Origin of the sequence: Yokenella regensburgei (assembly GCF_003634235.1) — a bacterium.
Lineage (GTDB): Bacteria > Pseudomonadota > Gammaproteobacteria > Enterobacterales > Enterobacteriaceae > Yokenella > Yokenella regensburgei.
The window spans coordinates 2,172,382-2,190,123 of sequence record NZ_RBIZ01000003.1 but is presented as its reverse complement, the minus strand read 5'-3'; the positions used below and the strand labels follow the sequence as shown (position 1 = coordinate 2,190,123).

The 17,742-nt window shown below is 55.0% G+C and carries 14 protein-coding genes and 7 tRNA genes; 2 read left to right on the top strand and 19 right to left on the bottom strand.

What is annotated here, in order from left to right:
- Positions 1-13: 13 nt before the first annotated feature.
- Positions 14-2,596, bottom strand: a complete 2,583-nt coding sequence (leuS, locus tag C7387_RS10735; protein WP_120816641.1) for a leucine--tRNA ligase — start codon at positions 2,594-2,596, stop codon at positions 14-16.
- A gap of 214 nt (positions 2,597-2,810) precedes the next feature.
- On the opposite strand from leuS, the gene C7387_RS10730 reads away from it, so the two are divergent.
- Positions 2,811-3,293: a zinc ribbon-containing protein gene (locus C7387_RS10730; RefSeq protein WP_006819020.1), complete on the top strand. Its 483-nt coding sequence runs from the start codon at positions 2,811-2,813 to the stop codon at positions 3,291-3,293.
- Positions 3,294-3,332: 39 nt separating this feature from the next.
- Here the strand turns inward: C7387_RS10730 and C7387_RS10725 are convergent, their stop codons facing one another.
- The 9 genes from C7387_RS10725 to miaB all read right to left on the bottom strand — a co-directional run bounded on the left by C7387_RS10725 (position 3,333) and on the right by miaB (position 12,688).
- Positions 3,333-4,058 (bottom strand): amino acid ABC transporter ATP-binding protein, encoded by a 726-nt coding sequence (locus C7387_RS10725; RefSeq protein WP_006819021.1) that lies wholly within the window; start codon positions 4,056-4,058, stop codon positions 3,333-3,335.
- Positions 4,055-4,732 (bottom strand): glutamate/aspartate ABC transporter permease GltK, encoded by a 678-nt coding sequence (gene gltK / locus C7387_RS10720; protein WP_006819022.1) that lies wholly within the window; start codon positions 4,730-4,732, stop codon positions 4,055-4,057. Before gltK ends, C7387_RS10725 begins: the two co-directional genes overlap by 4 nt.
- Positions 4,732-5,472 (bottom strand): amino acid ABC transporter permease, encoded by a 741-nt coding sequence (locus C7387_RS10715; protein ID WP_006819023.1) that lies wholly within the window; start codon positions 5,470-5,472, stop codon positions 4,732-4,734. Before C7387_RS10715 ends, gltK begins: the two co-directional genes overlap by 1 nt.
- A gap of 336 nt (positions 5,473-5,808) precedes the next feature.
- Positions 5,809-6,714 carry an amino acid ABC transporter substrate-binding protein gene (locus C7387_RS10710; RefSeq protein WP_006819024.1) on the bottom strand — a complete coding sequence of 302 codons (906 nt, stop codon included), beginning with the start codon at positions 6,712-6,714 and terminating at the stop codon, positions 5,809-5,811.
- A gap of 351 nt (positions 6,715-7,065) precedes the next feature.
- Entirely contained in the window at positions 7,066-8,601 is a 1,536-nt protein-coding gene (gene lnt, locus C7387_RS10700; RefSeq protein WP_006819025.1) for an apolipoprotein N-acyltransferase, read from the bottom strand.
- 22 nt (positions 8,602-8,623) lie between these two features.
- Positions 8,624-9,502 carry a CNNM family magnesium/cobalt transport protein CorC gene (corC, locus tag C7387_RS10695; protein ID WP_006819026.1) on the bottom strand — a complete coding sequence of 293 codons (879 nt, stop codon included), beginning with the start codon at positions 9,500-9,502 and terminating at the stop codon, positions 8,624-8,626.
- A 73-nt stretch (positions 9,503-9,575) separates the two neighbouring features.
- Entirely contained in the window at positions 9,576-10,043 is a 468-nt protein-coding gene (gene ybeY, locus C7387_RS10690; RefSeq protein ID WP_006819027.1) for an rRNA maturation RNase YbeY, read from the bottom strand.
- A complete protein-coding gene (locus C7387_RS10685) occupies positions 10,040-11,089 on the bottom strand; it encodes a PhoH family protein (RefSeq protein WP_038254750.1) in 1,050 nt (349 codons plus the stop codon). Before C7387_RS10685 ends, ybeY begins: the two co-directional genes overlap by 4 nt.
- A 174-nt stretch (positions 11,090-11,263) precedes the next feature.
- Positions 11,264-12,688 carry a tRNA (N6-isopentenyl adenosine(37)-C2)-methylthiotransferase MiaB gene (gene miaB / locus C7387_RS10680; RefSeq protein ID WP_006819029.1) on the bottom strand — a complete coding sequence of 475 codons (1,425 nt, stop codon included), beginning with the start codon at positions 12,686-12,688 and terminating at the stop codon, positions 11,264-11,266.
- Positions 12,689-12,861: 173 nt separating this feature from the next.
- Here miaB and ubiF point away from each other — a divergent pair, with 173 nt between their 5' ends.
- On the top strand, positions 12,862-14,037 hold the full coding sequence (ubiF, locus tag C7387_RS10675) for a 3-demethoxyubiquinol 3-hydroxylase (RefSeq protein WP_120816639.1): 1,176 nt from the start codon (positions 12,862-12,864) through the stop codon (positions 14,035-14,037).
- A gap of 95 nt (positions 14,038-14,132) precedes the next feature.
- Here the strand turns inward: ubiF and C7387_RS10670 are convergent.
- The 9 genes from C7387_RS10670 to nagD all read right to left on the bottom strand — a co-directional run bounded on the left by C7387_RS10670 (position 14,133) and on the right by nagD (position 17,719).
- A tRNA-Gln gene (locus C7387_RS10670) sits at positions 14,133-14,207 on the bottom strand.
- A gap of 40 nt (positions 14,208-14,247) precedes the next feature.
- Positions 14,248-14,322: transfer RNA gene (locus C7387_RS10665), tRNA-Gln, on the bottom strand.
- Between the two features lie 44 nt (positions 14,323-14,366).
- Positions 14,367-14,443, bottom strand: a tRNA-Met gene (locus C7387_RS10660).
- Between the two features lie 19 nt (positions 14,444-14,462).
- A tRNA-Gln gene (locus tag C7387_RS10655) sits at positions 14,463-14,537 on the bottom strand.
- A gap of 32 nt (positions 14,538-14,569) precedes the next feature.
- Positions 14,570-14,644 (bottom strand) — tRNA-Gln (locus C7387_RS10650).
- Between the two features lie 23 nt (positions 14,645-14,667).
- Positions 14,668-14,752 (bottom strand) — tRNA-Leu (locus C7387_RS10645).
- 7 nt (positions 14,753-14,759) lie between these two features.
- Positions 14,760-14,836 (bottom strand) — tRNA-Met (locus tag C7387_RS10640).
- A 219-nt stretch (positions 14,837-15,055) separates the two neighbouring features.
- Positions 15,056-16,720 carry an asparagine synthase B gene (asnB, locus tag C7387_RS10630; RefSeq protein ID WP_120816638.1) on the bottom strand — a complete coding sequence of 555 codons (1,665 nt, stop codon included), beginning with the start codon at positions 16,718-16,720 and terminating at the stop codon, positions 15,056-15,058.
- A gap of 246 nt (positions 16,721-16,966) precedes the next feature.
- Positions 16,967-17,719, bottom strand: coding sequence for a ribonucleotide monophosphatase NagD (gene nagD, locus C7387_RS10625; RefSeq protein WP_006819032.1), 753 nt, complete (start codon positions 17,717-17,719; stop codon positions 16,967-16,969).
- Positions 17,720-17,742 lie beyond the last annotated feature (23 nt).

The window sequence follows — 17,742 nt, the reverse complement described above, 5'->3', positions numbered from 1 at the left end:
CTTCCTCCCGCGCTTAGCCAACGACCAGGTTGAGCAGTTTACCTGGAACGTAAATCACTTTACGTACGGTAACACCCTCAAGATATTTCGCCACCAGATGTTCCTGGCCTGCGCGCTCACGAACCTGTTCTTCAGTTGCATCAACCGGAACGGTAATTTTACCACGAACTTTACCATTTACCTGGACCACAACCAGCGTTGAGTTTTCCACCATCGCTTGTTCGTCTGCGACCGGCCACGGCGCGTTGTCGATATCGCCTTCGCCGCCCAGTTCCTGCCACAGCGTGAAGCTCGCGTGCGGGGTGAACGGGTTAAGCATACGTACGACCGCCAGCAGTGCTTCCTGCATCAACGCTCTGTCCTGCTCACCTTCAAGCGGAGCTTTAGCCAGCTTGTTCATCAGCTCCATAATCGCCGCAATAGCGGTGTTGAAGGTCTGACGACGACCGACGTCATCGGTTACTTTGGCAATGGCTTTGTGGACATCGCGGCGCAGAGCCTGCTGGTCTTCGCTCAGCGCAGCGACGTTCAGTGCTGCAACCGGGCCCCGGGAAGTGTGCTCGTAAACCAGTTTCCAGACACGCTTCAGGAAGCGGTTGGCCCCTTCAACGCCAGATTCCTGCCATTCGAGCGTCATATCTGCCGGGGAAGCAAACATCATGAACAGACGAACGGTGTCTGCGCCATAACGTTCAACCATCACCTGCGGGTCGATGCCGTTGTTTTTCGACTTCGACATTTTGCTCATGCCGGTATACACCAGCTCATGGCCTGCCGCGTCTTTCGCTTTCACGATACGGCCCTTTTCGTCGCGCTCAACGATGGCATCAACCGGGGAAACCCAGTTACGCTCGCCGTTGTCGCCGACGTAGTAGAAGGCGTCTGCCAGTACCATGCCCTGACACAGCAGCTGTTTAGCCGGTTCGTCAGAGTTGACCATACCCGCGTCGCGCATCAGTTTGTGGAAGAAGCGGAAGTAGAGCAGGTGCATGATGGCGTGTTCGATACCACCGATGTAGATATCGACCGGCAGCCAGTAGTTGGCGGCATTCGGATCCAGCATTCCGTCGTTGTACTGCGGGCAGGTGTAACGCGCGTAGTACCAGGAGGACTCCATAAAGGTGTCGAAGGTGTCAGTTTCACGCAGCGCAGGCATGCCGTTCACGGTGGTTTTCGCCCACTCAGGATCGGCTTTGATCGGACTGGTGATACCGTCCATCACTACGTCTTCCGGCAGAATCACCGGCAGTTGGTCTTCCGGGGTTGGCATTACGGTGCCGTCTTCCAGGGTGACCATCGGGATCGGTGCACCCCAGTAGCGCTGACGGGAAACGCCCCAGTCACGTAGACGGAAGTTCACTTTACGCTCGCCCACGCCCATCGCTGCCAGTTTGTCAGCAATCGCGTTGAAGCCCGCTTCATGGCTCAGGCCGTCAAACTCACCGGAGTTAAACAGTACGCCTTTCTCGGTCAGTGCCTGCTCGGAGAGGTCCGGCTCAGAACCATCGGCGGCCAGAATAACCGGCTTGATGTTCAGACCATATTTGGTCGCAAATTCGTAATCGCGCTGGTCGTGACCCGGAACGGCCATCACCGCACCGGTGCCGTATTCCATCAGCACGAAGTTAGCCGCCCATACCGGAATTTCTTCACCGGTCAGCGGATGAATCGCTTTAAAGCCGGTGTCGATGCCTTTTTTCTCCATGGTCGCCATGTCGGCTTCGGCCATTTTGGTATTACGGCATTCATCGATAAACGCGGCCAGCTCTGGATTGTTTGCTGCAGCCTGCTGCGCCAGCGGGTGACCCGCAGCTACCGCCAGGTAGGTGCAGCCCATGAAGGTATCCGGGCGGGTGGTGTAAACGGTCAGTTTGTCGGCGTAGTTGTTGACGTTGAAAGAGATTTCAACCCCTTCAGAACGACCAATCCAGTTACGCTGCATGGTCTTCACCGTATCCGGCCAGTGATCCAGCTTATCCAGGTCGTTCAACAGCTCGTCAGCGTAGGCGGTGATTTTAATAAACCACTGCGGGATCTCTTTACGCTCAACTTTGGTATCGCAGCGCCAGCAGCAGCCGTCGATGACCTGCTCGTTGGCGAGAACGGTCTGGTCGTTCGGGCACCAGTTGACCGAAGAGGTCTTCTTGTACACCAGGCCTTTCTTATAAAGCTCGGTGAAGAATTTCTGCTCCCAACGGTAGTATTCCGGGGTACAGGTCGCCAGCTCGCGGCTCCAGTCATAGCCGAAGCCCAGCATTTTGAGCTGGTTTTTCATGTAGGCGATGTTGTCGTAGGTCCACGGCGCAGGCGCAGTGTTGTTTTTCACCGCCGCACCTTCTGCCGGCAGACCAAACGCATCCCAGCCGATCGGCTGAAGAACGTTTTTACCAAGCATTCGCTGGTAGCGCGCAATCACATCACCGATGGTGTAGTTACGCACGTGGCCCATGTGTAGTCGGCCAGAAGGATAAGGTAGCATCGACAGGCAATAGTATTTTTCTTTGCTGTTGTCTTCGGTCACTTCAAATGTGCGCGCGTCTGTCCAGTGTTGCTGGACTTTCGATTCTATCTCTTCCGGGCGGTATTGCTCTTGCATGGCAGCCAGTGGTCCTGTTTCAGTACAGCTACAAATGTAGCCAATGGATATGATATTTCAGATCGGCATAGCATAGCCCAAACGTGCCCGTCAAAACAGTCTTTCACGACATTAAGCCGCGGCGAATATTTACGTAGTCTGTGTGTTGGCTGACAAAGCGCTGAGTAAATAACGTCTATTATTATCAGACGTTAACCGCCCGGGAGATGAAACAATGAACAAGGTTGCTCAATATTATCGTGAACTGGTGACGACGTTGACCGAAAGACTGCGTAACGGCGAGCGTGATATCGATGCGCTGGTGGAGCAGGCGCGCGCGCGGGTCATCCAGACCGGAGAGTTAACGCGCACGGAAGTGGAAGAACTCACGCGCGCCGTGCGTCGCGATCTCGAAGAGTTCGCTCGTAGCTATGAAGAGAGCCAGGAGGAGCTGAACGACAGCGTTTTTATGCGCGTCATTAAAGAGAGCCTCTGGCAGGAACTTGCGGATATTACCGATAAAACGCAGCTGGAGTGGCGCGAAGTGTTCCAGGATCTCAACCATCACGGGGTATACCACAGCGGAGAAGTGGTGGGGCTTGGCAATCTGGTATGCGAGAAGTGTCACTACCATCTGGCAGTGTACACCCCGGACGTGCTGCCGCTGTGTCCGAAGTGCGGGCACGATCAGTTCCAGCGCCGGCCGTTTGAGCCTTAAATAAAAACGCCCCTCGCGATGAGGGGCGGCTAGAGTGGATCAGTGCAGGATCTTGGCGAGGAAGTCTTTGGCGCGATCGGATTTCGGATTGGCGAAGAAGGCTTCTTTTTCGACGTCTTCGACAATTTTACCTTCATCCATAAAGATAACGCGGTTTGCCACTTTGCGGGCAAAGCCCATCTCGTGGGTGACCACCATCATCGTCATCCCCTCGTTTGCCAGCTCGACCATCACGTCCAGTACTTCGTTGATCATCTCCGGATCCAGCGCCGAGGTAGGTTCGTCGAACAGCATGGCAATAGGGTCCATACACAGGGCGCGGGCAATGGCGACGCGCTGCTGCTGACCGCCGGAAAGCTGCGCCGGGTATTTATCGGCGTGAGCCGAAAGACCAACACGCTCCAGCAGTTTTAACCCTTTCTGACGTGCTGCCGTTTTATCACGATTAAGCACTTTCACCTGCGCCAGGGTCAGGTTCTCGATGATGGAAAGATGCGGGAACAGCTCAAAATGCTGGAACACCATACCCACCTTAGAACGCAGCTTAGCGAGATCGGTTTTTTTATCGTTAACGGTCGTTCCCGCCACAATAATTTCACCTTGCTGCACCGGCTCGAGACCGTTCACGGTTTTGATGAGCGTTGATTTCCCGGAGCCAGAAGGACCGCACACCACCACGACTTCGCCTTTTTTGACTTCCGTGGAGCAGTCGGTCAGCACCTGAAAGTGACCATACCATTTTGAAACGTTTTTCAGGGTAATCATTGTACTGTCCTTTTCTTCAACCAGCTGACCAACAGCGATGCACTTAAACTAATCACGAAGTAAACCGCACCCGCAAACAGGATCATTTCAACCTGAGTACCGTCACGTTCACCAATGGTAGAGGCGGTACGGAAGAAGTCCGCCAGACTCAGCACGTATACCAGTGAGGTATCCTGGAACAAAACGATGCCCTGAGTGAGCAGCAGCGGCACCATTGCACGGAACGCCTGCGGCAGAATAATAAGCCGCATTGACTGCCAGTGGGTCATCCCCAGCGCCAGTGCAGCACTTGATTGTCCGCGCGAAATACTCTGGATCCCGGCGCGGATGATTTCGGAGTAGTAGGCTGCTTCAAACATGGAAAATGCCACCATCGCCGAGATAAGACGGATATCCGTCTTCGGCGACAGGCCGAGCACGTTTTGCAGAAAACCCGGGACAATCAGGTAGAACCACAGCAGCACCATCACCAGCGGGACGGAGCGGAAGATGTTGACGTAGGCCTTCGCAAACCAGGCAATCGGTGTGAAGGTCGACAGACGCATGACGGCAAGAATCGTGCCCCAGACGATCCCAATGACGATCGCGGTCAGGGTAATCTTGAGCGTAATGACCAGACCTGCCAGCAGGTAAGGCATCGAAGGAACGATAGAACTCCAGTCGAAATCGTACATTATTTGCCTCCCAGATTGCCGGGCAGGCGAATCTTACGTTCGACCAGGCTCATGACCAGCATAATGACCGCGTTGATGAGCACATAAGCCAGAGTGATGGCGGTGAAGGACTCCCAGGCATGCGCCGAGTAATCCAGCAGCTTTCCCGCCTGAGCGGCCATATCCACCAGACCAATGGTCGAAGCGATGGCCGAGTTTTTCACCAGGTTCATCATCTCAGAGGTCATTGGCGGCACGATAACGCGATACGCGTTCGGCAGCAGCACATAGCGATAGGTTTGTGGCAGCGTCAGCCCCATCGCCAGGCCAGCATTCTTTTGCCCACGCGGTAGCGACTGGATGGCGGCGCGCACCTGCTCGCAGACGCGGGCAGCGGTAAACAGCCCCAGGCAAAACAGAGAGGAGAGGAAAAACTGAATGTTCGGATCGAGTTCTGATTTAAACCACGTGCCGATGTTTTCCGGCAGCAGTTCAGGGATAACCAGATACCAGGTAAAGAACTGAACAATCAGCGGAACGTTACGGAAGAGTTCAACATACAGCGTGCCGAGGCCTGAGAGAAAGCGGTTCGGAACGGTACGCAGAATGCCAAACAGTGAGCCCACAAGAAATGCGATAATCCATGCCGAAATGGATAGCGCGACGGTGACCTGAAAGCCGCTCCATAGCCAGCCCAGGTAAGTGGTGTTGCCGAACGGGGCCTGTTGCAGGAAGATCCCCCAGTTCCAGTCTATAGACATAAATCTACTCCAGAAAAAAAAGGGTAGCAGAGCTACCCTCGAAGACTGCTAAGGAAACCTTTCCCCTTCATACTTCAAGCCGCAGGCGCGTTGGCTTTCCTCGTTCACCCCAGTCACTTACTTGAGTAAGCTCCCGGGGATTCACAGTGTCGCCGCCTTGCTGCAGCCCGAACTATTTTGGGGAAACACGTCGTCTTTCACCCTGCTTTGTTACAGCTCAATGTGAAGAACGCTGTGTCATTTTCGTGCTGAATGGGGAACGACCATTCAGCGTATAGTCTGTCCGTGTTTCCCGGCAGTCGAGAGGGCAGGCGAACCCGCCCTTATTGTTTTTGATTAGTTCAGTGCTTTGTCGTTCGGTTCTTTGAACAGCGCTTTCATGTCGTCGGACAGTTCAAAGTTCATATTCAGGTTTTTCGGTGGAATCGGGTTCTTGAACCATTTTTCAAACCACTTGGCTGCTTCGCCTGAGGTTTGCGCCTTCGCGATGGTGTCATCCATCAGCTTCTTGAACTGCGGATCGTCTTTACGCAGCATGCAGCCGTAAGCCTCTTTAGACTGCGGTGTGCCGACGATCTCCCAGTTGTCCGGTTTCTTCGCTTTCGCGCGCTCGCCAGCCAGCAGGGCATCATCCATCATAAACGCCACAGCACGACCGCTTTCCAGCGTACGGAACGAGTCACCGTGGTCTTTCGCGCTGATGATGCGCATATCCATTTTCTTCTCGTCGTTAAGCTTATGCAGCAGAACTTCAGAGGTCGTCCCGGAGGTCACTACAACCGCTTTGCCTTTCAGGTCCGGGAAATCTTTGATATCGCCACCTTTCTTCACCAGCAGACGAGTGCCGACGACGAAGATGGTGTCAGAGAATGCAGCCTGCTGCTGACGCTCGACGTTGTTGGTGGTGGAGCCACACTCAAAGTCAAAGGTGCCGTTTTGCAGCAGCGGAATACGGTTCTGCGAGGTAATCGGGATCAGTTTGACCTGCAGATCCGGTTTGTTGAGCTGTTTTTTAATCGCATCAACGATAGCGTTGGAGTAGTCCTGAGAATAACCAACAACCTGCTGCTGATTATCGTAATAAGAGAAGGGAACAGATGACTCACGGTGCCCCACGACAATCACGCCGTTTTTGGCGATTTTATCCAGGGTGCTGCCCGCAGCAGGTGCGTCTTCAGCATGGGCCAGACCGGCGGTCACACCCATGACCAGCATTGCCGCAGCCAGTTTACGTAATTGCATATCCTACTCCTTATCATCAGCGCCGGAGACGCTCGTGATACCCATTGTGATGTTGTTATGGTCTGCCGCTTTAGTGGGCAGTGTTATGTGTGTTTGTTAGCATTTAGTTTGGCTTAATGTAAATATTTTGCTGCGATATTGTTTGTTTTTGCGAAGTGCGCCGCACCGTTTCGAGGCAAAAAAGTCTGTTTGCACTCGAATGGTGCTACCCGTGTACCGTGCTGGTGCAACCCGGTTGCGCTTATGCGTGTTACGCAGCAGCCTGATTTATAAAAGCAATTGCTGTGCCAGAATGGCGAGGAAGGGAGAAGGCGCGAATCCCCCCTCTCCCGTGGGGAGAGGGGGTTAAACTTAACGTCGGTTACGCAGGCTCATCAACAGCGCACCAAAGCCGAACAGGGCGGTAATTAGCCACAGTGGCCAGTTGCCGGTTCGGGCATACGGTGTAAGCCCGCTGGTGGGGGTGACTTTGGTGGTCAGCACCTCGCGGGTGAACTGCGGGATCATCGCCTGAATTTCGCCGCGCGGGCCAATCACGGCGGTAATCCCGTTGTTGGTGCTGCGCAGCAGTGGACGCGCCAGCTCCAGCGCACGCATTCGCGCCATCTGGAAATGCTGCCACGGGCCGATAGACTGACCGAACCAGGCATCGTTAGAGATGGTCAGCAGGAAGTCGGTGTCCGGACGGAAGTTATCCCGCACCTGTTCGCCAAGAATAATCTCGTAGCAGATAGCGGCGGTCAGCTTCAGGTTGTGTGCACTCAGCTGAGGCTGAACGTAGGCTCCACGGCTGAAGGATGACATCGGCAGGTCAAAGAACGGCGCCAGCGGACGCAGAATTGACTCCAGCGGCACAAACTCGCCGAACGGCACGAGGTGGTTCTTGTTGTAGCGGTCGGCGGAGTTGTAGCTGTACGGATTGTCTTTGCCAAGCGTGATAATGGTGTTGTAGGTATCGTAGCGATTCTTGCTGTTAAGACGTGAATCGACAATTCCGGTAATCAGCGAGCTGTTTTTGGCGCGCAGCATATCGTCCATCATGCTGAGCAGACGCTGCTGGTTGATTTCGAGATCCGGAATGGCGGATTCGGGCCAGATAATCAGCTGCGACTTGCCCATGACCTTCTCGGTGGCGTCGAGATAAATCTTGAGCGTATTGACCAGTTGGCCTTCGTCCCACTTCAGCGACTGCGGGATGTTGCCCTGCACCATCGATACCTGTGTTGCACGTTCCGGCAACAGCTGATACCACTGGATGTAGCGCAGCGGGAAGGGCAGAGCGAACAGCACCACGGCAATGACCAACGGACGCCAGCAACGGCGTACGACCGCCAGCGCCAGCAGGCCGCTCACCATCATCAGCAGGAAGTTAATGGCCTCCACGCCCATTACCGGTGCCAGCCCCTTCAGCGGGCCGTCAATCTGGCTGTAACCAAACTGCAGCCACGGGAAGCCGGTGAGCACCCAGCCGCGCAGAAACTCGGTGACCTGCCAGACGACCGGTGCGGCAATCGCCACCCGCAGCCAGCTGGTTTTCGGCCACAGGCGCGAGAGCACACCGGCAAACAGACCGGTGTAGAGCGACAGATATGCCGCCAGCAGCACGACGAGGAAGATGTTAACCGGCCCAGGCATACCGCCGAACTGGGCGATACTGACGTAAACCCAGTTAATGCCGGTGCCGAAGAGGCCAAATCCCCAGGCATAGCCAATCCAGGCGCTTTGCAGCGGACGCCGGTCGAGGGTTAAGGCCTGTAGCCCGAAGAGCGAAACCAGGGCCGCAGGCCAGAAATCGTAAGGTGAAAAAGCCAGCGTACCGCTGGCCCCGAAAAGTAACGCCAGCAGTAAGCGCACGCGCTGGCGTTGAAGAAGAGAGGCAAATGCCATTTAGATTTGTCTTCCCGTTAAATTAATCTTCCAGCTTCGGTTGTGGTGCGTCGTCCGGAAGTTTGACATGAACCTGAATAATACGGCGACTGTCGGCCATCGCGACCTTAAACTGGTAACCATCGATGTCAATCGACTCACCGCGCGCCGGAAGATGCCCGAATGCCTGCATCACCAGACCGCCGATAGTGTCTACCTCTTCATCGCTGAAGTGGGTGTCGAAGGTGTCGTTGAAGTCTTCAATGGAAGCCAGCGCGCGCACGGTCCAGGTGTGGCGGCTTAGCTGACGAAAATCGATATCTTCCTCTTCGTCATACTCATCTTCAATTTCGCCCACGATAAGCTCAAGAATGTCTTCAATGGTCACCAGACCAGACACCCCACCGAACTCATCGATAACGATAGCCATATGATAGCGCTGCGAACGGAATTCTTTCAGCATGCGGTCAACCCGCTTGCTTTCAGGTACAACCACCGCCTGGCGTAACACTTTATCCATGCTGAAGGCTTCGGCATCGCTGCGCATAAACGGCAGCAGATCTTTAGCCATCAGAATCCCTTCAATGTGATCTTTATCTTCACTGATCACCGGGAAACGAGAGTGGGCAGACTCGATGATGACATCAAGGCATTCGTCCAGCGTCTGGTTACGTTTCAGGGTAATCATCTGTGAGCGGGGGATCATGATATCGCGAACGCGTTGTTCGGCGATGTCCATTACCCCTTCGAGCATATCGCGCGTATCTTCGTCGATAAGGTCGTTCTGCCCGGAGTCACGGATCAGCGCCAGCAGATCGTCACGGTTTTTGGGTTCGCCGTGAAAGAGCTGGCTCAGGAGCAGGGAGAAGAATCCCTTCTTACTGTTCAGGGTGTCGCTACTGTGTGAATTGTCGTCGCTCATGGCGTCGTTTGGGTTCTCATGTTGATATAAAATTCGCCGCCTCGCGTAAATTCAGCGCAGACGGCATGACGGACTATTCTTTCTCGGAAATGTACGGATCCTCATAGCCCAGAGCAAGCATTATCTCTGTTTCGAGGCTTTCCATTTCTTCAGCTTCTTCATCTTCAATGTGGTCGTAGCCCAGCAGATGCAGGCTACCGTGCACTACCATGTGCGCCCAGTGGGCCTCAAGCGGTTTACCTTGCTCTTTGGCTTCCTGTTCAACAACCTGGCGACAGATGATGAGATCGCCCAGCAGCGGCAGCTCGATACCCGGTGGGGCTTCAAACGGGAAAGAGAGCACGTTGGTTGGCTTGTCCTTTCCACGGTAGGTCAGGTTTAACTCGTGGCTTTCGGCTTCATCCACCAGGCGGATAGTCACTTCTGACTCCTCCTGGAACTGCGGGATCACCGCGTTAAGCCAGGCCTGAAACTGGGCCTCTTCCGGCAGGCCATCGTTGTTTTCACAGGCCGGTTGTAGATCGAGGATCACCTGACTCATTTTTGCTCCTGTGCCAGCAGGGCTTCGCGTTTACGCTCGGCGGCCTGCTCGGCTTTACGTTTTTGGTCGGCCTCTTCCCACGCCTCATAGGCGGTCACGATACGGGCCACGACCGGATGGCGCACCACGTCTTCGCTGTGGAAAAAGTTAAAGCTAATTTCATCGACTTCAGCCAGCACTTCAATGGCGTGGCGCAGGCCGGATTTGGTGCTGCGCGGCAGGTCAATCTGCGTCACGTCGCCGGTAATCACTGCTTTCGAGTTAAAGCCGATACGGGTCAGGAACATCTTCATCTGTTCGATGGTGGTGTTCTGGCTTTCATCAAGAATGATGAAAGCATCATTTAACGTACGACCACGCATGTAGGCGAGCGGGGCAACCTCAATCACGTTGCGCTCCATCAGCTTCTCGACTTTTTCGAAGCCCAGCATCTCGAACAGTGCGTCGTACAGCGGGCGTAAATAAGGGTCGACTTTCTGGCTCAGGTCACCCGGCAGGAAGCCGAGCTTTTCACCGGCTTCAACCGCCGGGCGAGTCAGCAGGATACGACGAATTTCCTGACGCTCCAGGGCATCTACGGCCGCTGCAACCGCGAGGTAGGTTTTACCGGTTCCCGCAGGGCCAACGCCGAAGGTAATGTCGTGGTCGAGGATATTGGCGATGTACTGCGCCTGATTCGGCGTGCGTGGTTTAATCACGCCACGCTTGGTCTTGATGTGGATAGCTTTGCCGAACTCCGGCACGCTGTCGGCGCTTTGCTCCAGCACGCGCGCTTCTTTAACCGCGAGGTGGATTTTCTCCGGCTCAATATCCTGAATCTGTCCGCGCATCGGGGCGGTATCAACGTACAGACTGCGCAGAATGTCCGCCGCGGCGTTGACGCAGATGGCGCGCCCAGTCAGTTTGAAGTGGTTGTCGCGGCGGTTGATTTCGATACCAAGACGTCGTTCCAGATGTTTGATGTTGTCATCAAACGGGCCACAAAGGCCCAGCAGGCGTTCGTTGTCCGCTGGCTCCAGGCTAATTTCTCGGGTTTCTATGTTCAATCTGTTCCTCTTTTATGGGTATTGCCAGATACGAATCGCATTTCTGGCTCTCGGGCGACGAGCCTCTTAAGGGAATTATTCACGGCACCTGGAAAAGGTGCAAGCAACTCTCTGCAGATGGGGGCAGGGTGGGGGAAATGCAAGGGCCTGCCCGGGACGGACAGGCCGCTGGGATCAGGGCTGATAGGTTCCCACGCCCAGGTCGTTCTCTTTACGGGTGCGGGCAATAACCGACTCCGGCGTTTCCACAACGCGCAGACCCATTTCATCCTCGGTACGCACCAGCTTGCCGCGCAAGGAGTTGGTGTAAACGTCGACAATCTCTACGTCCACAAACTTGCCGATCATCTCCGGAGTGCCTTCAAAGTTCACCACGCGGTTGTTCTCGGTGCGTCCTGAAAGCTCCATGATGCTCTTACGCGAGGTGCCTTCCACCAGAATACGCTGGGTGGTGCCGAGCATACGACGGCTCCACGCCATCGCCTGCTGGTTGATGCGATCCTGCAGAATATACAGACGCTGCTTTTTCTCTTCTTCCGGCACATCGTCCACCATATCGGCAGCCGGCGTCCCTGGACGGGCAGAGAAGACAAAGCTAAAGCTCACGTCGAAGTTGATCTCGGCAATCAGCTTCATGGTCTGCTCGAAGTCCTGGGTGGTTTCTCCCGGGAAGCCGACGATGAAGTCAGAGCTAATCTGAATATCCGGGCGCGCTTCGCGAAGCTTACGGATAGTGGCCTTGTACTCCAGTGCGGTGTGCGTACGGCTCATCAGGTTCAATACGCGGTCGGAACCACTTTGCACCGGTAGATGCAGGAAGCTCACCAGCTCCGGGGTATCACGATAGACATCGATAATGTCGTCGGTAAACTCGATCGGGTGGCTGGTGGTAAAGCGGATACGGTCGATGCCGTCGATAGCCGCGACCAGGCGCAGCAGCTCGGCGAAGGTGCCGATGCTACCGTCGTAGTTTTCGCCACGCCAGGCGTTGACGTTCTGGCCAAGCAGGTTAACTTCGCGCACGCCCTGCGCCGCCAGTTGGGCGATTTCAAACAGGATGTCGTCACTTGGACGGCTCACTTCTTCACCACGGGTGTAGGGGACCACGCAGTAGGTGCAATATTTGTTGCAGCCTTCCATGATTGATACGAATGCGGTCGGACCATCGGCGCGCGGTTCCGGCAGACGATCGAATTTTTCGATTTCCGGGAAGCTAATGTCGACGACCGGGCTGCGGGTGCCGCGCACGGCGTTAATCATCTCCGGCAAACGGTGCAGGGTTTGCGGCCCAAAGATGATATCGACGTAATGGGCGCGCTGCCGAATATGCTCGCCTTCCTGAGAAGCCACGCAGCCGCCAACGCCAATAATGATCTCCGGATTCTTCTCTTTGAGGAGCTTCCAGCGACCCAACTGATGGAAGACTTTCTCCTGAGCCTTCTCACGAATGGAGCAGGTGTTAAGCAGCAGCACATCCGCTTCTTCCGCCACTTCGGTGAGTTGGTACCCGTGGGTGGCATCCAGCAGATCGGCCATCTTTGATGAATCGTATTCGTTCATCTGACAGCCCCAGGTTTTTATGTGGAGTTTTTTTGTCATCGACTTGCTCGTGCTCAGTTAAAAGCCAGGAATGCAGGCCGCATAGTGTAATGCTTTGCGGCGGGTGTGACCAGTCGCGGCCCGCCATTGATCGCGATGTCAGGTCACACTCTGGCCTCAAGCGAGTAAAAATCCGGTAAACTTAAGGTATTCGGGTTTAAGGACAAGTCACCATGAGTAATCAACTAACGGATGTCGCCATTGTTGGGGGCGGGATGGTCGGGAGCGCACTGGCGCTGGGGCTGGCACAGCATGGTTTTGCGGTGACGGTTATCGAGCAGAGCGCGCCGCCGGAGTTTGACCCGCTGGCGCCGCCGGATGTGCGGATTTCGGCTATCAGCGCCGCCTCGGTCTCTTTGTTGAAAAGCCTTGGCGTGTGGGAGGCGGTGCGAGAGATGCGCAGTCACCCTTATCGCCACCTCGAAACCTGGGAATGGGAAAATGCCCATGTGGTGTTCGACGCTTCCGAGCTCAAGCTACCGCTGTTGGGCCATATGGTGGAAAACCACGTTTTGCAACGCGCACTGTGGCAGGGACTGGCAGAACATCCGCAGGTGACGTTAAAAACGCCGGCTACGCTCACTTCGCTACTGCACGATGGCGAAATGCACCAACTGCTGTTTGCTGATGATACCGACCTTGCCGCGAAGCTGGTCATCGGCGCCGATGGCGCAACGTCGCAGGTGCGACAGATGGCGGGGATTGGCATTCATGCCTGGCAATATCAACAGTCATGCATGCTGATTACCGTGCGGTGCGAAGAGGATCCAGGTGACAGCACCTGGCAGCAGTTTACGCCGGAGGGGCCCCGGGCTTTCCTTCCGCTCTTTGATAACTGGGCATCGCTGGTGTGGTATGACGCGCCTGCACGCATCCGCAAGCTTCAGACGCTGTCGATGGCGCAGCTGCAACAGGAGATAGAACATGTCTTCCCGGCGCGTCTGGGACACGTGACGCCGATTGCCGCAGGTGCCTTTCCTCTGACCCGTCGCCATGCGCTGCAGTATGTCCAGCCCGGGCTTGCGCTGGTGGGGGATGCGGCGCACACCATTCACCCGCTGGCCGGGCAGGGTGTTAACCTTGGCTACCGTGACGTGGATGCTCTGCTGGACGTGTTAACCAGCGCGCGCAGTCACGGAGAGGCCTGGCACAGCCATCATGTGCTTAAGCGCTACCAGACGCGGCGCATGGCAGATAATTACCTGATGCAGTCGGGGATGGATCTGTTCTATGCCGGGTTCAGCAATGATTTAGGTCCGGTGCGGGTTTTGCGTAATATCGGCCTGATGGCGGCGGAACGTGCGGGGGGGCTGAAGCGTCAGGCGCTGAAGTATGCGCTAGGGCTGTAACTCACCGATCCCCCTTTCCTGATGTGTGAGGGGGAATTGAAAGCACAAATGCTAAAAACAAAAAAGCCCGCCGAAGCGAGCTTTTTTGTTTTTAATGGCTGGGGTACGAGGATTCGAACCTCGGAATGCTGGTATCAGAAACCAGAGCCTTACCGCTTGGCGATACCCCAACAGGGTGCGTTAGACTAACAGTATAACGACTTTTTAAATTGGCTGGGGTACGAGGATTCGAACCTCGGAATGCTGGTATCAGAAACCAGAGCCTTACCGCTTGGCGATACCCCAACAATTTCTTTTGGTACTTATGAATAATCAAAAGTAACCGAATTTGGTGGCTACGACGGGATTCGAACCTGTGACCCCATCATTATGAGTGATGTGCTCTAACCAACTGAGCTACGTAGCCATGTACTGCATTCATCGACTGGCTGGGGTACCTGGATTCGAACCAGGGAATGCCGGTATCAAAAACCGGTGCCTTACCGCTTGGCGATACCCCAACAACAGGTACGTCAGTACATCGATGAAAAAATGGCTGGGGTACCTGGATTCGAACCAGGGAATGCCGGTATCAAAAACCGGTGCCTTACCGCTTGGCGATACCCCATCCGTGCAACGCTTTTATGGGAATGGTGCGGGAGGCGAGACTTGAACTCGCACACCTTGCGGCGCCAGAACCTAAATCTGGTGCGTCTACCAATTTCGCCACTCCCGCAAAAAGATGGTGGCTACGACGGGATTCGAACCTGTGACCCCATCATTATGAGTGATGTGCTCTAACCAACTGAGCTACGTAGCCATCTTTTTTCGCGTTACCTTATCGGCGTTGCGGGGCGCATTATGCGTATTGAGCCTTGTAGCGTCAACTCCTTTTTAACGGAAAATACCCGGAATGTGACTGTTTGGTTAGGTTGCGAACAGCGTGGTGCATTATTCGGCAATTATTGGTTATTTCTCAATTTTGCTGAGCAAAAACAACAAAGGGCCCCGCAGGGCCCTGGCCGTAATTTCAGCACTTTTACTGGTAAGCAGACTGATGCACACCCACGGCACGACCCGAAGGATCGTTCATGGTTTTGAAGGCTTCATCCCACTCAATGGCTTTCGCGGAAGAGCAGGCGACGGAAGGACCACCTGGCACACATTCAGCGGCACTGGGTACCGGGAACAGTTCTTCGAAGATCTCACGGTACAGGTACGCTTCTTTTGAACCCGGCGTGTTGTATGGGAAGCGGAAGCCGGCGGTTTCAAGCTGTTGATCGCTGACCTGTTTTGCCGCCACTTCCTTCAGCGTATCAATCCAGCTGTAGCCTACGCCGTCGGAGAACTGCTCTTTCTGACGCCACGCCACGCTTGCCGGCAGGTAGGATTCGAAGCATTCGCGCAGCACGTGTTTTTCCATCTTGCCGTTGCCGCACATCTTATCCTGCGGGTTGATGCGCATGGCCACGTCGAGGAACTTCTTGTCGAGGAACGGCACGCGGGCTTCCACACCCCAGGCAGACATCGCTTTGTTAGCGCGGGCGCAGTCGAACATATGCAGCGCCTGCAGCTTACGCACGGTTTCTTCATGCAGCTCTTTGGCATCCGGCGCTTTGTGGAAGTAGAGATAGCCGCCAAACACTTCGTCAGAGCCTTCGCCCGACAGCACCATCTTGATGCCCATCGCCTTGATTTTACGCGACATCAGGTACATCGGCGTCGAGGCGCGGATGGTGGTCACGTCATAAGTTTCGATGTGATAGATAACATCGCGGATCGCATCCAGACCTTCCTGCACGGTGAAGTGGATCTCGTGATGCACGGTACCGAGGTGGTTTGCCACCTCCTGTGCGGCTTTCAGATCGGGTGCGCCTTCAAGGCCGACGGCGAAGGAGTGCAGCTGCGGCCACCAGGCCTCTGTTCGCTCCTGATCTTCCACGCGACGAGCGGCATATTTCTTGGTGATAGCCGAGATAACGGAGGAATCCAGACCACCTGACAGCAGCACACCATAAGGAACGTCAGACATCAGGTGGCTCTTCACCGAGTCTTCCAGCGCCTGGCGCAGGGCATTTTTATCGGTAACGTTGTCTTTCACCGCGTCATAGTCAAACCAGTCGCGCTGATAGTAAGAACGGATCTCACCGTCCTGGCTCCACAGGTAGCTGCCGGCCGGGAACTCTTTAATGGTGCGACACACCGGCACCAGCGCCTTCATTTCAGAGGCGACAAACAGGTTGCCGTGTTCGTCATGGCCCATATACAGCGGGATGATCCCGATATGATCGCGGCCGATCAGATACGCGTCTTTTTCGCTATCGTAGAGGACAAAGGCAAACATACCCTGCAGATCGTCGAGGAATGCCGGGCCTTTTTCCTGATACAGCGCAAGGATAACTTCGCAGTCTGAGCCGGTCTGGAAGGTGTATCGATCGCCGTATTCCGCACGCAGTGCCTGATGGTTGTAGATTTCACCGTTAACCGCCAGCGCATGAGTTTTCTTTTCGTTGTACAGCGGCTGGGCGCCTGCGTTGACGTCAACAATTGACAGACGTTCGTGGGCGAGGATGGCGTTATCGCTGGCGTAAATGCCGGACCAGTCCGGGCCACGATGGCGCATCAGGCGGGAGAGCTCCAGCGCTTTTTTGCGCAGCTCGCCCGCATCCGTTTTGATATCCAGTACACCGAAAATAGAACACATAGACTTCTCCGTTAACCTGTTGCGTGGTGCTGTTGTGTAATTTGCTTACTAGTGAAAATGCCGCAAAGGGAGGGAAGGCGCAATAGCTTTGGCAGAGGAAACAAAAATAACGCAATAAGGGCTGAGGAATACTAAAAAAAGCGTGGCGATTAACGCCAGTTATTGATGAATATGCAATGTAGGACGTATTTTTTTGATGAAATGATAATTGGCCGGATTCGCTAGGCGCTCTCCGGCCAGATAGGGTCAGATGACGTCGATTTCCGCAACGGACGGGTAAATCCAGGATGGGCGGAACGGCATGCTGTCGATGTCATCCATGGTAGAAACCCCCGAAAGCACGAGGATGGTTTCGAGACCCGCCTGGAAACCGGCCAGAATATCCGTCCGCAGATTGTCGCCAACGATGACCGTCTGCTCGGAATGGGCCTGCATTTTGTTCAGCGCGGCGCGAATAATCCATGGGCTAGGCTTACCGACGTAGAACGGTTTACGACCCGAAATTTTCTCAATACCGGCGCACAGCGCGCCACAGGCCGGATAGTAACCACGGCCATGGGTATCCGGGTTGGTGGCGATAAAGCGCGCGCCGTTAGCCACGAAGAAGGCGGCTTTGTGCATCATTTCCCAGTTGTAGGAGCGGGTTTCACCGACGATAACGAAATCCGGGTTGACGTCGGTGATGGTGAATCCGGCTTTATACAGCTCGTGAATCAATGCACCTTCACCTACAACGTAGGCTTTTTTTCCCTCCTGACGACGCAGGAAGTCTGCCGTCGCCATGGCCGACGTGTAAAACACGCTGTCCGGAACATGAACGCCTGCAGTGGCGAAGCGGTTAGCAAGATCCTGGCCAGTCTGGGAAGGGTAGTTGGTCAGCAATACCAGCGGCAGTCCGTTCTCAAGGATGCGGGTGAGGAACTCCGCTGCCCCCGGTACCGCAACGTTATCGTGCATCAGCACGCCGTCAATATCGCAAATAACATTTTTAATGGTCATGGACTACCCTGGCTCAACGTCTT

What these genes read in the sequence shown, in the direction of transcription:
- gltK (WP_006819022.1), bottom strand. Translation starts at nt 4,732, where the DNA reads ATGTACGATTTCGACTGGAGTTCTATCGTTCCTTCGATGCCTTACCTG.
- ubiF (WP_120816639.1), top strand. Translation starts at nt 12,862, where the DNA reads ATGAGTAATCAACTAACGGATGTCGCCATTGTTGGGGGCGGGATGGTC.
- miaB (WP_006819029.1), bottom strand. Translation starts at nt 12,688, where the DNA reads ATGACAAAAAAACTCCACATAAAAACCTGGGGCTGTCAGATGAACGAA.
- corC (WP_006819026.1), bottom strand. Translation starts at nt 9,502, where the DNA reads ATGAGCGACGACAATTCACACAGTAGCGACACCCTGAACAGTAAGAAG.
- lnt (WP_006819025.1), bottom strand. Translation starts at nt 8,601, where the DNA reads ATGGCATTTGCCTCTCTTCTTCAACGCCAGCGCGTGCGCTTACTGCTG.
- leuS (WP_120816641.1), bottom strand. Translation starts at nt 2,596, where the DNA reads ATGCAAGAGCAATACCGCCCGGAAGAGATAGAATCGAAAGTCCAGCAA.
- C7387_RS10715 (WP_006819023.1), bottom strand. Translation starts at nt 5,472, where the DNA reads ATGTCTATAGACTGGAACTGGGGGATCTTCCTGCAACAGGCCCCGTTC.
- nagD (WP_006819032.1), bottom strand. Translation starts at nt 17,719, where the DNA reads ATGACCATTAAAAATGTTATTTGCGATATTGACGGCGTGCTGATGCAC.
- C7387_RS10730 (WP_006819020.1), top strand. Translation starts at nt 2,811, where the DNA reads ATGAACAAGGTTGCTCAATATTATCGTGAACTGGTGACGACGTTGACC.
- asnB (WP_120816638.1), bottom strand. Translation starts at nt 16,720, where the DNA reads ATGTGTTCTATTTTCGGTGTACTGGATATCAAAACGGATGCGGGCGAG.
- ybeY (WP_006819027.1), bottom strand. Translation starts at nt 10,043, where the DNA reads ATGAGTCAGGTGATCCTCGATCTACAACCGGCCTGTGAAAACAACGAT.
- C7387_RS10725 (WP_006819021.1), bottom strand. Translation starts at nt 4,058, where the DNA reads ATGATTACCCTGAAAAACGTTTCAAAATGGTATGGTCACTTTCAGGTG.
- C7387_RS10710 (WP_006819024.1), bottom strand. Translation starts at nt 6,714, where the DNA reads ATGCAATTACGTAAACTGGCTGCGGCAATGCTGGTCATGGGTGTGACC.